Genomic DNA, 12,889 nt, shown 5'->3' with positions numbered 1-12,889 from the left:
CGGGTATTAGGGACAAGGAGGACAAAGAAAGAAACTAATGACAGTCGCTTCGCTCCAAGTTAAAAGTAAAAAGTTAAAAGGCACTCATAAAAAACTTCAGTTGTGGGTATCAAGCCCACTTAAACACTCATAATTTTACCGAGACACGTAGTGCAAGGTAAAAGGTGTCCTTTTTTCAAGCCCACAGATTTATCAGTGGGAATCTTTCTTTTTACTTTTTACTTTTTACTTTTTACTTGTTTTGACTAATGATTAATGACTACTTTTTTGTATATGTTGTTTTGGTAGGCAAACTGTAACTTTAGTACCTTGATTGGGTTGACTATCTAAGCTTATATTGCCACCATGTAATTCTACGCAAGCTTTTGTAATTGCTAATCCTAAACCTGTTCCAGGAAGTGTGTCAACATTACTTGCTCGGCAGAAGGGTTGAAACAGGTTGCTTTGTTCTTCTATTGGTATACCTATACCTTGGTCTTGAATAAAAAATATAACTTCAGATTCTTTGCCTATTAAATGAAATTCTACATTGCCTCCTTTCGGAGAATATTTAATAGCATTGGACATTAAATTACTAAATATCAAACGTAAAAGTCCTTGATCGCCGCAGAAGCCTTTATTACTTCCAGTACTGTGAAAAATGAATTCATGGCGATCGCTAACTAATTGCTGTTGTTCACTGATTAGGCTAGAGAAAAATTGCTCTAAATCGAGGGGAATTGTTTTAAATTTAGTCTTGTTGAGTTCAAATTGATTCATGACTAGCATGTCATCTATTAATTTGGACATGTGTCGTGCTTTCTGCTCAATGATATGCAAAAACTTGTGTTTTTTTAATTCCTCAAGATGGTCGCCATGTTGCTTGAGTGTAGATGCAGCAGCTAAAATTGAAGCCAAGGGTGTGCGGTATTCGTGGGAAATAGTCGTGATGATTTGAGATTTAAAGGCATTAAGTTGTTTTTCTTTTTCTAGAGCAACTTGAGTCTGTGTGAGTAATTCTGCTTGTTGAATTGCGATCGCTAGTTGTACAGACACTTCACACATTATCTCTAGTTCGTCAGATTGCCATTCTCGTTTTTCCGTACAATGATGAGCAATCAAAAAACCCCAAGGTTTTGATACTATTTGTTGATCACTCAAAGTAATGGGAACTATTAGATTTTCTTGACTATCTAATAGCTCTAGCGGGTTGAGATTGCAATCATCTGAGCCTGCCCAGTAACATAATAAAGAATTATTTTGACCAGTTTGTTCAGAATCTGCTTCTGGAGAAGACTGACATACTATGATGCGATCGCACTTGAGCAATTGTTGAACTTCCCTGACAGCTGTGTATAAAATTTCCTCTAAATCAAGAGACTGGCGAATTCGTAACAACATCGTAGCAATCAAGCGTTGTCGTTCCTGAGTCTTTTGTAACTGAGTTTGCAGACATAATTGCTTGATCACATTACGAACTGCTAGTTGTAAAACATCCGGTTTCAGATGTTGCTTAACTAAATAATCTTGGACACCCCTTTTCATCGCTTGTACAGCAATCTCTTGATCACCCCGTCCAGTCAACATAATCACGGGTACGGAAGAACCAAAGGTTTTCTGTCTAAGCTGATCTAGAAATTCGATTCCGCTCATATCTGGCAAGCAAAAATCTAGCAGAATCAGATCACAAGGTATATTTTGGCACAAACCAAGTCCAACTTCTGCTGAATCTGCCTCCATAATTTGGTAATAATGGTGAGGATCTTTCAAAAGAAAGCGACGATAGATTTTCCGATCCGTTGCACAATCATCAATGATGAGCAGCTTCCAGGCATTCGGCATAAGAAAATGGGGCAGGGGTACAAAACTCCTTCCTTAACATTGCCATAAATTACAAAAATATTAAGAAAAACTAAAAAAAATGTAAAAAAAATATAAGTGTTTGCCATTGGGGATTGGGCATGAATCAGTTAACAGTGATCAGTTTAATTTGATAACTGTTAACTGTTAACTGATAAGTTGTCCTCCTTGTCCCCGTACGCGTAGCGTCTCCTCTGGAGAATCCCCATTCCCCGTTATCCAGAAATCGGTGAAATATTAACTTGCAACCAATAATCGACAAACGCTTGAATGGTCTTTTGCAGTTCTTGGACATCCATTGGCTTGACGAGATAGCCATTTGCGCCCTTTTGATAGCAGAATTCAATATCCTTGGGGTTGGATGAAGTCGTGAAAATTACTATGGGAATTTCTCTAAAAATTTTATCTTGCTTAAGTTGCTCTAGGATGTCACGACCATCGATTCCTGGTAAATTCAGGTCTAGCAGAATCACCGAAGGTCGCAATAATCCATCGCTGTTTTTTCCTTCTTGATAAAGGTAGTCTAAAACTTCATCCCCACTAGTACAACGATGTATAGGGTTTTGGACAGCCATTCGCCGCATCAGGCGTTGGAGAATCCGGAAATCCTCGTTGCTGTCCTCAACAACCAATAGTGGTTCATTAAGTTTTGTTGCCATTAGTTGATCTATCTGAGCAAATTATATTTATTAAAAACTTTTGTAATATATCTTAACTTATCCTAGTGTTAAATAAAATGTTGATCCTTCGCCTGGGGTAGATTCAACCCAAATTTGGCCGCCGTGACGTTCAATTATTTTCTTGGCGATCGCAAGTCCTGCACCTGTTCCACCGCCATATTTTTCTTGAGTATGCAGGCGCTTGAAAAGTTTGAAGATGGTTTGGTGGTGATGGGCTGGAATTCCAATACCGTTATCTCGTACGTAGAAAGTGATTGGAGGTTGGGAATCAACAGAAGACGCGGAGATTTGTTGATCAGCGTCCCCCTGTCCCCCGATCCCCAATCCCCGTTTACCCTTATCCCCTCCAGAGGTCTCACCTTCCCCAATCCCCGATCCCTCCCTGTCCAAGTAGCCAATTTCCACCCATTTTTCTGTTTTATCGTTGTATTTGAAAGCATTAGTAATCAGGTTACTAAAGACCTCATTAACGAGAACTGAGTCAGAGCGAATTGTTGGTAAAGGTCTGGGAATACGAACTTCAAGATTATGTTGCTGACGGCTAGCATTAAATATGTTGATAACTTGATCAAGCAATTCGTTTAAATTAACTGTTTGTAAATGTAGTGCTGCTTGCCCTAATTGCGATAGTCGTAGTAGACCATTAATCAGGGTTTCCATGCGTACTGACAAGGAAATTACAGTCTGTAAGTACTCTATAGCATCTTCATCTAGGACGGATGCATAGTCTTCAAGGAGAATTATTGAGTAGTTATATATACCCCTTAAGGGTTCCTTGAGATCATGGGAAGCTGCATAAGCAAAAGAAGCTAATTCGCGGTTACTGCTTTCTAGTTCTTGGTTGATCTTCGCTAATTCTTCTGCTTTTTTAAGAACAATCCCAACGATCGCATTTCGTAGACTCAAAGCACTATCAATTTCGCATTCTTGCCAAGGTACAGATGTTAATCTTACAAGTTCTTGCCATTTTTCAAAGGACTTTCTAGGACAAAGGGTGACACTACCATCTGAGTTAACTTGAATCGATTCGTTGGGATTACCTGCCCAGTTTACCGTGCGGATTACTTCGGGGCGAAACCAGAGAATATAATAATGTCGCAATTTAGAAATCCGCAATAGGAACAAACCACTAGCAATATCTCTAAATGTCTCAGCTTCTGGGTAAAGCTTAGGCAGAGAATCAGTATAAAATATATTGTCTCTCACCTGAGCATCTGCCCAAGTTATTAGCGATCGCACATCTTCAATATCCGGTGTTGCTCCCACCAGAGAAATTTCACCATCCAAACAAACCGCCGCACCTGTCGCACCCACAAGACCTAATAAGCGGGGTTCAGGCTGGATTAATGCATCTCTAAAGTTATCTGCTTGAGAAATCGACTCTACAACACCAGACCGCAGAGATTCCAATTTAATTTTATAGTCTACTTCTTCTTGAATTACTTTATTCGCCAACTCCGATGACACAATTTGTCCCAAAAATTCGCACCCAGCCCGGATTTCATAAGGGACATATCTAGGAGTTTGATGATGACAGGAAATTAATCCCCACAGTTTTCCATCTTTGAGCAGGGGAATGGCCATAAGAGCAGCCACACCCATATTTTGATGATATTCCGCACAGCAAGGATCAACACTCCGCAGCACACACAAACTTAAATCAAGGGGAGTATCATCTTTTGGAGGAATTAATTCTACAGGTTGAGCGTTAATACATGGTATAATCCGCAACGGATTGCGACTGTATAAATCTCTAGCTCCTCGTGGGATGTCTGTGGCTGGATAGTGGAGTCCTAAATAAGGCGATAACTCTTGTGTTTTGACCTCAGCAATCACTGAACCTGCGCCTTGATGGTCAAATTGATAGACCATCACCCTGTCAAATTCTGTAATATTGCGGATTTTTTGGGCTGCAAGTTGTAAGAAATCTATCAGATTATTTGTGCGTTTGAGTTTGGCGATCGCTCCTTTGATTAAGGTGTGAATGTTCAAGAAATTTACTTGAACTGGTGATTGTGTTGGTTCTAGCTCTAAAATGATGGTGTCTTCTACTCGATGCACAAAACCATCAAAGTCTCGCTCACCTTCATTTGTGCGAACTGATAGCTTCAGGTAATTAAGAGTGTCAATTTCGTCTGTTGGAAGTTGAGCGATCGCTTCTAAACACAAAGTATCGAGCAAAAAACCGAGAGGTTTGCCAAGCAACTCCTCTGGCTGTTTACCCAAATAGTCTTGAGTATTGCTGCTAACTTGTAATATCTGCAACTGTGTACTTAGTGCTAAAAGTACACCATGAGCCTGGACTAAGCCAGGATTAAAAGTGAGATCGTCGTGGCTAGTTAATAACAACTCCAAACAATAAGATTTTTAATAAAGTGCTAGTTAAACTGCATGATTGGGGTTAGTGTTTTTGCTTACCCTAAAATTTTATCATTGTTCTCTATCTTAACATTTTTTAAATATTTTGGATAGATGGCAATCTAAATAGAGTACATAAATGTAGGTCAATATAAATAATTAAAGGCTCGTAATAAGCGCTTTAGCACTTACGAGGAAATATTCTCATGATTTTACGTTTATTTACATAAGGTAAATAGTTTAGGTAAAGCTTGAGCCATATGAACACCTCCGCTTGTTTTGACTTTAGCATTTTCAGTATTGGGACTGATGAGTTTTATCAAAACTAAGGGTGTGGGGTATGTATGAATTATCCCTACACCCCATATATCCGTATTACTCTTGCATCCCCGCATACAGCAGCCGTACAAATAAGCGGACACCATCATCATTCTTTAGGGTTGAATAAGATGGAGCTTCACTGTTACTGATAGCCCGCAAATCAGATAATAGTTCTGGGTGGAATTGACAAGTAAAGGAACGGCGAATTTTCTTAGTTTCAAAGTCTTTGTAGTTAATACAAGTTGCCGAACATTCTGTGACTATTTCACCATTAACTGCTGTTGAGCAGAGAATTTCTACAGAATCGGGAAGTTGTATCAGCCATGATAAAGGACTTCCAGCAATAATCTGCCGATAAGGAACGATCGCATCATGGATACTACGGTAAGCCCAATTAGCAAATAGTATTGCTTCCTCGTTGACTTCATCAGAATGGAACATCGAAATTGAAACTTCCCGCTCATATTGAATGGTCGTGTCAATCACGCCCTCATGAGTGTCGGCTGTAATATCGTGAGCATAGATAATTTCCCAAGGAATACTTAAAACATCGCCATCGGGGGACTGATAAGGTAACAAAACACGAGCGCCAACTTCCTTAGTTTCGTTGAGTGCAACTGCAAAATGGGCATCATTCCAGCCAGAAGCAACTAAGCGACCATCACGTTTTTTTACTTGCAGTGTATTGCCCATAGCTTCAATCCGCAAGCATACTGCTTGCAATGATTTTAAGGCTTTACCATCGTGATCGCGCTCTAAAGTCTTCATGCTCAGTACTTGTTCGACTGCTTTGCGAATCAGTCGGATATGACATTCAGCAGCCAATTGATGACCCAGACAAATGAATATTGCTGGCGCACTAGTAGGCGATCGCGAAATGAGTAATTTTTCTGCCAATGCAAACATATCCTCTCGTGGACATGCTGGATATATCCATCCCGATGGGTCGTACACGGATGGATCGCCTCCTTCCACTACTACCGCATAGCCAGAAGTAATTGCTGCAAGAACTAAATCCAAATCTAGTACTCCTGTTGACCAAACAGGTAGCAATACAGAGTCCATATCAGCAACTTTCTGAGCAATGTAAGCAACATTTTTAGAAGCCCGCACCTCTTCGCCCAGAGCATTAATGCCTACTTGATGCCAGGGTTCAATAATAGTTATAGACTTGCGAAACAAATTGGGATGCAGCAGTAGAAACTCAAAATCTTTACGTGAATTTATGACTTTTTCTAATGGCTGGGCGTGTCCCCATTCAAAAATGCCATCAGCAGCAAATAATGGTTTTTCTGCAAGTGGATTGGGAGAAGTTCTATCTGCTAAAAAACGACCTAACAAGATATGTACGGACTCAAAATCTGACCTACCCTCATGTAAAAAGCCAGAATATAATCTCCAGTCGGTTGTTTTTATTTGATGATTCTGAAATTTACTACCTATTGACATACAGCTAAAATTTGGCTAACAACATCTACATTCAATGCAAATATACTATTTTTTGCTTGCTAATTTAGAAAATTTCTCATACATAAATTGCCCCTACAGCCTCTATACTTGCAGGACTTATAGCAATCCGATTTGATTCGGTGAATAACTCGTAGAGATACTGACATTTTGCACCTACCCCATATCCCGCCTGAGAATAAATTCTCAACCCCATAAGTCAGTTTAAACGGACTCAAAGGCTTTCCTAGTCAGATAAATCTGACTAGGAAGCCTTTGAAATTTATTTCTTGGCGAGACAAAAAGTTGGTACAGGATATGAAGATAGGGAACTATTAACAGAGAACAAAAACTGTACTGAGTCACTAGTGTATCTTGAGCTTACAAGTTAAATTTAAGTTAAAAATATATTAACTAATATTTAATGTAGAATACCAGTAAAGAAAATTACTTTTATAATTTAGTTTTTCAATTTCAAAAAAACCGTGGTAGTAAAATTGACACTCTCTATTTCTCCTAAAAAGGTTGCCTTAGTCTTGACCATCGTAGTTATATGTTTAAGTTGTGTTAGCCTAGCTGGACAATTTTCTAGGTATATTCTCGGTCATGGCAATCTTTTTGGATTAGTAAGGTTGTTCAATGTGGGTGAGGATTCTAACATTCCTACATGGTACTCATCCATTACACTATTATTTTGTTCGCTGCTGTTGGCATTGATTGCTACATCTCAAAAGATCGCTCGTGCTCGTTACATCCTCCATTGGAAAGTTTTATCAGCTATTTTTCTGTATCTATCTATAGACGAAGTAGCGATGATTCATGAAAATGCAGACGCAATACTAGGTTCAAGTATCAACAGAACAGGTTTTCTTCACTACGGTTGGGTTGCTGTTGCCATTCCCCTTATACTGATATTTGTGGTATCGTATCTCAAATTTTTGGCTCATCTTCCAAGAAAGATAAGTCTTTTATTTTTCGTTGCTGGTACTATCTTCGTTAGCGGTGCAATCGGCGCGGAAATGTTTGCCGGACGTTATGATGAACTCTACAGTTTTGAGAATATGAACTATGCCATGATCACGGCTGTTGAAGAGTTCTGCGAGATGTTTGGTATCGTTGTGTTTATATATGCGTTGCTTTCATACATGAACTTAAATTTAACACAAGTTCACTTTTGTATCCAAAAATCAGCAATGCAAGCAAAACTGAGATTCATTGATAATGCTGATCTACAACGGTAGTACTGTATATTTTTGTAATTATCAGAACATGAGATTACTGGGGGAACTTCAGAGAAAAATAGTCTGTTTTCCCCCCATGTCCTCTTGTCCCTCTTCTAGTAGGTTTTAACTAACTGCGATCGCTATTCCCACACTTTCATTAGCTAATCTATCTACCGCACATATGGCGTAAGTTCCCGGTTCTACGGTTGTAAAAGTAGTATTAGCAGGCAAAACTCGTTGGAGTGTCCAGTTATCGCCACTTTGTCTATAAACTGTCCAAGAACGAATCTGACTGTTATCACCTGGCTTCCAAGTTAATTTACGGTTACTAACTTGTAGGGCTGTGGGCGGTGCTGATGGTGTGGTATTCTGCCAAGATAATGTTGGAGGTAAGGCAGGCTTGTTGTAAAGCAACTGTAATTTATCGGCGATACCCTGACTATTGTCTATCAAAACACCGACGTTAAAGAAAATATTTCCTAGGGACAACTGTCCAGCTTGGCTACGACTAATTTTCACCTGCTTTTCAATTTCGCCACTTTCTCGACTTTTGTTGCTTGGTTCTGTAAGATTATTACCTGCATAAACATGTCTTTGTTTAGTGTTAACTTCTGTCCACCACTTCAACAATGCAGAATAACTTTGTTGTGTTTGGTCGGTGCGCCAGTAAAGCTGGGGAGCAATATAATCAATCCAACCTTGTTCTAGCCATTTTTTTGCATCGGCATATAGCACATTATAAGCGTCTAACCCAGTAATACCAGGGGGTTGTCCGGGGCGATAGATACCAAAGGGACTAATGCCAAATTTAACGTAGGGTTTAGTTGCTTTAATTCCCTGCCATAGGCGCTGCACCATTTTGTTCACATTGTCCCGACGCCAATCACTAACGCCGAGTGTACCACCAGTGGCTTTGTATGCGGCGTAGGTTTTATCATCGGGGAAAGATTGACCCTCTATGGGATAGGGATAAAAATAATCATCTAAGTGAATGCCATCAACATCGTAGCGCTTTACCACATCTAAGATCACATTGTAAGCTCGTTCCTGAACAATTTTCTGTCCTGGGTCCATCCAGCGCTGAGTTTTCCACAAGTAGACGCATTCTGGATTGGTTACTGCGATGTGGGGACGAACAGTTTTAGCTGGATTAGTGGAAGTGCTAGCCCGGTAAGGGTTAAACCAAGCATGAAGTTCGATATTGCGCTTGTGACATTCGGCGATCGCAAACTCCAATGGATCATAAAATGGATCTGGTGCTTTTCCCTGAGTTCCGCTTAACCAAGCACTCCACGGTTCCAATTGGGAAGCATACATTGCATCGCCCTCTGGTCGTACCTGCAATATCAAGGCATTAAAATTGAGAGCATCTAATTTTTCAATAATTTTGATTAACTCGGCTTTTTGCTGTGCAACAGAAAGTCCTATTTTAGAAGGCCAATCACTATTCCACACACAAGCTACCCAAGCCGCTCGAAACTCTCGACTATGACTGACAGTTGCAACAGGTGGTGATGATAGACTTCCAGCTTCAGGAGCAACCACTATATAGTTAGAGGGGATTTTCTCTGCTTGACCCTGATATACCAATGCTTGATAAACTATTGTTGCCACCTCCGCTCGGGTTGCAGCGACCTTGGGATTCAGTATTTTCACGTTAGGAAAATTAGCTACTATACCAGCACGAGTGGCGATCGCCACTGCATTTTTGGCATATTCCTGAATACTAGCCGCATCGTTATAGATCAGGGGAAGTACTGCTAATAAATCAGGCTTAATATTACTACTCAGACCTAAGCCACCAACTAAAGATACTAAAACATCACCTTTAGCAATTCTATTATTGAGACCGAAAATGCGATTAGGATAGCCAGACAGAAATCCGATTTCGTAAGCTTTTTGAATTGCATTTGCTGCCCAGTGGTTTGCGGGAACATCAGTAAACGGAACATACTCCCGCTTGCCAGGTTGGTTAAAAACTGTGGTAATGATGGCAGCAAACTCCGCACGAGTGACTGAGTTATCGGGACGAAACGTGCCATTGGGATATCCGTTTAAAATTTTACGCTGTGCTAAAGCTTCAATAAAAGCACGGGCCCAATGATTTTGAATATCCGAAAAGCGAGTAGAAGTTGATACCATATTCAATCCCAGCTAGCTAGATTGATTTTAGTCAGCTTTGTGATTTTTTCGACGGTTTTGTTATGACTTTTTAGGTTTATCAACAATTGTGCGATCGCAACAGACCATAGTGTTTTAAAGATTCAATATCTATCACAAACATTTTGTAAAAAATATTTAAAAAACTTTATTATTTATTACTCATTAACCTCAATGCTATTTAACATCCATGATGTTTTTAACATCATATTTGTAGAGATACAATTTCTTTGGAAATGCGATCGCGTTTGTATTTTTGACATGATTCCTTGCTCTTCTCTCACCATCCTGCTGATTGATGATTGCGCTGATGACCGTAAAGCATGTTGTCGCTTTTTGAAACGCGATAGCCTGTACACCTATCGTATTGTGGAGTTTGAGACAGGAACGCAAGCGATGCAATGGTGTCAGCAAGAGATCCCAGATGTAATTTTGCTGGATTTTTTGTTACCTGATGGGGATGGGCTAAAGTTTATTCAGCAAATTCGGGAACGACTGAAAAATACCCAATGTGCTGTGATCATGTTGACAGGACAAGGGGATGAAATGATTGCTGTCAGCGCGATGAAAAATGATGCTCAGGATTATCTGATTAAAGATGACCTCACAGCTAAAGTTCTACAACGTGCAATTCATCATGCAGTCGAACAAATGCATCTGACTCGACAACTAGAAAAAAGTCGAGAACAACAACAACTAATTGGTGCGATCGCTTTACGGATTCGTCAAACACTGAAGCTAGAAGAGATTCTGCGTACAACCACAACAGAAGTACGCCACTTTCTCAAGGCTGATCGGGTAGTTGTGTATAAATTTTCTCCAGATACGAGCAGCACTATTGTTGCAGAGTCAGTTCTTCCGGGTTGGACAGTTGCTCTGGGGACACAAATTGCAGATACCTGCTTTCAACAGGGAGCCGGAAGTGACTATCTGCAAGGAAAAAAACGGGCAATCAACGATATTTATCAAGCAAACTTAACTCAGTGCCATTTACAATTGCTTGAACAATTTGAAGTCAAAGCTAATTTAGTAGTGCCTATTTTGGTAACAGATCAGTTATGGGGATTATTAGTTGTCCACCAATGTTGTGCATCTCGTCAATGGCAATCTGTGGAATTGGACTTATTAGATCAACTTGGGGTGCAAATATCGATCGCAATTCAGCAGGCTAGTGCCTATGAGCAGTTACAGACAGAACTCGCAGAACGCAAGCAGACAGAGGAAAAGCTACGACAAGCACAGAGGTTGCAAATTGATCTACAACTTCTTGAAGATATCCTGGAAATAGCACACGCAGGTTACTGGAACTGGAATATTCTAGGCAATCAGGTATACTTAAGCCCCAGCTTTAAGCAGATGTTTGGCTATGAGGATCACGAGTTACCTAATACATCAGAGACTTGGCACAGTCTGATTTTTAGAGAAGATTTACCTGGGGTTCTCGAAAGCTTTGAGCAACACATCAAAAGTCGTGGTCAAATACCCTGTTACAACGAGGTGAGATATCGGCATAAGGACGGTTCTACAGTTTGGGTCATCTGTTCACGTCGCGTTATTGAATGGGAGCAAAATGGTAATCCACTCCGGATGATTGGTTGTCATATTGACATTACAAAACGTAAACAGGCAGAACAAGAACTTAGTCAAAACAGGGACTTACGGGAGGCCATTTTCAACGAATCTGCCGATGCTTTGTTTTTAGTCGATTCTCAAACGCTGCTAACTCTTGATTGTAATCGGCGAGCGGTGGAACTGTTTGGTGTAGCTGACAAAGCAGAACTGATTGGCATTGAAGGACATATACTCCAGCGCCATCAATTCTCTCCCGATGAAATGGCTGCTATTGTAGCAGAACTCCAGTCAAAAGGTTTTTGGAGCCGAGAAATAGAATATGTGACTCGGCAAGGCAACATTTTTTGGGGCAACATTGCAGCCAAGCCGATTACTGTAGCCGGACGTACCTTGAATTTAGTACGAGTGAGTGATATGAGCGATCGCAAACAAGCTGAGGAGCAACTAAAGCAGACAAATGAACAGCTTACCAACATCAACGCCGAACTTGCACGCGCTACTCGCCTCAAAGATGAATTCCTTGCAAACATGAGCCACGAACTGCGAACGCCTCTTAATGCTATCCTGGGCATGTCTGAAGGTTTTCTCGAAGGTGTGTTTGGTTCGAGCAATGAACGACAGGCAAAAGCGATCGCCACAATCGAACGCAGTGGCAAACATCTGCTCGAACTAATTAACGATATTCTTGATTTGTCTAAAATCGAGTCTGGCAAACTGGAACTACAACTAAGTGACGTTTCAGTGAAAACTCTGTGTAATAGCAGCCTCGCCTTTATCAAACAGATGGCGCTGAAAAAGAATATTCGTCTTAGCACAAGTATTTCTCAAAACATTGGCAATATTCAGGTGGATGAACGCCGTCTGCGTCAAGTACTGATCAATTTACTTAGCAATGCCATCAAATTCACGCCGGAAAAAGGATCTGTAAGGCTAGAAGTTTGGGTGGAAGAAGTGCAGGGGATTGAGGATGGTGGGTCCCAACGGGGATTGGGGAGCGGAGGACACAGGGGAGGAGAGGAAGATCGTTTTTCTGTGTCTGTTTCATCGTCTGTTCATCTCTGCTTCAGTGTGACAGACACTGGTATCGGCATTGCTCCTGAAGATATCGGCAAACTGTTTCAACCTTTTATCCAGCTTGATAGCAGCCTCAATCGTCAGTACAATGGCACGGGTTTAGGGCTAGCAGTTGTAAAGCGAATTGCTAACTTGCATGAAGGAACAGTGTCAGTTAGTAGTAAACCCACATTCCGCACTTCAAAATGTAGCGCAAGAGATTACATGGTGATTCCT

At 40.6% G+C, this 12,889-nt stretch carries 8 protein-coding genes; 2 read left to right on the top strand and 6 right to left on the bottom strand.

Annotation, left to right across the window (positions count from 1 at the left end; genetic code table 11):
* Positions 1-252 precede the first annotated feature (252 nt).
* The 5 genes from AC5JMK_RS22560 to AC5JMK_RS22540 form a co-directional block, all read right to left on the bottom strand.
* Positions 253-1,821, bottom strand: coding sequence for a hybrid sensor histidine kinase/response regulator (locus AC5JMK_RS22560; RefSeq protein WP_495911079.1), 1,569 nt, complete (start codon positions 1,819-1,821; stop codon positions 253-255).
* A gap of 233 nt (positions 1,822-2,054) precedes the next feature.
* Positions 2,055-2,498 carry a response regulator gene (locus tag AC5JMK_RS22555; protein WP_096676609.1) on the bottom strand — a complete coding sequence of 148 codons (444 nt, stop codon included), beginning with the start codon at positions 2,496-2,498 and terminating at the stop codon, positions 2,055-2,057.
* Between the two features lie 57 nt (positions 2,499-2,555).
* Entirely contained in the window at positions 2,556-4,874 is a 2,319-nt protein-coding gene (locus AC5JMK_RS22550) for an ATP-binding protein (protein WP_495911078.1), read from the bottom strand.
* Positions 4,875-5,252: 378 nt separating this feature from the next.
* Complete coding sequence (locus AC5JMK_RS22545; RefSeq protein ID WP_495911077.1) at positions 5,253-6,647, bottom strand: SAM-dependent methyltransferase; 1,395 nt, start codon at positions 6,645-6,647, stop codon at positions 5,253-5,255.
* Positions 6,648-6,723: 76 nt separating this feature from the next.
* Positions 6,724-6,861 carry a hypothetical protein gene (locus tag AC5JMK_RS22540; RefSeq protein ID WP_495911076.1) on the bottom strand — a complete coding sequence of 46 codons (138 nt, stop codon included), beginning with the start codon at positions 6,859-6,861 and terminating at the stop codon, positions 6,724-6,726.
* A 268-nt stretch (positions 6,862-7,129) separates the two neighbouring features.
* On the opposite strand from AC5JMK_RS22540, the gene AC5JMK_RS22535 reads away from it, so the two are divergent.
* Positions 7,130-7,885, top strand: a complete 756-nt coding sequence (locus AC5JMK_RS22535) for a DUF8692 domain-containing protein (RefSeq protein ID WP_096676606.1) — start codon at positions 7,130-7,132, stop codon at positions 7,883-7,885.
* A 105-nt stretch (positions 7,886-7,990) separates the two neighbouring features.
* Here AC5JMK_RS22535 and AC5JMK_RS22530 read toward each other — a convergent pair whose 3' ends face one another.
* Entirely contained in the window at positions 7,991-10,009 is a 2,019-nt protein-coding gene (locus AC5JMK_RS22530; protein WP_495911075.1) for a glycoside hydrolase family 10-like protein, read from the bottom strand.
* 192 nt (positions 10,010-10,201) lie between these two features.
* On the opposite strand from AC5JMK_RS22530, the gene AC5JMK_RS22525 reads away from it, so the two are divergent.
* Positions 10,202-12,889: PAS domain S-box protein (locus tag AC5JMK_RS22525; RefSeq protein ID WP_495911074.1), on the top strand; the 2,688-nt coding region annotated here is incomplete at its 3' end.

The sequence above is a fragment of the Pelatocladus sp. genome, assembly GCF_059505505.1.
Note: the sequence above shows the minus strand (reverse complement) of the source record. Positions and strands in the feature narration are given on the sequence as shown.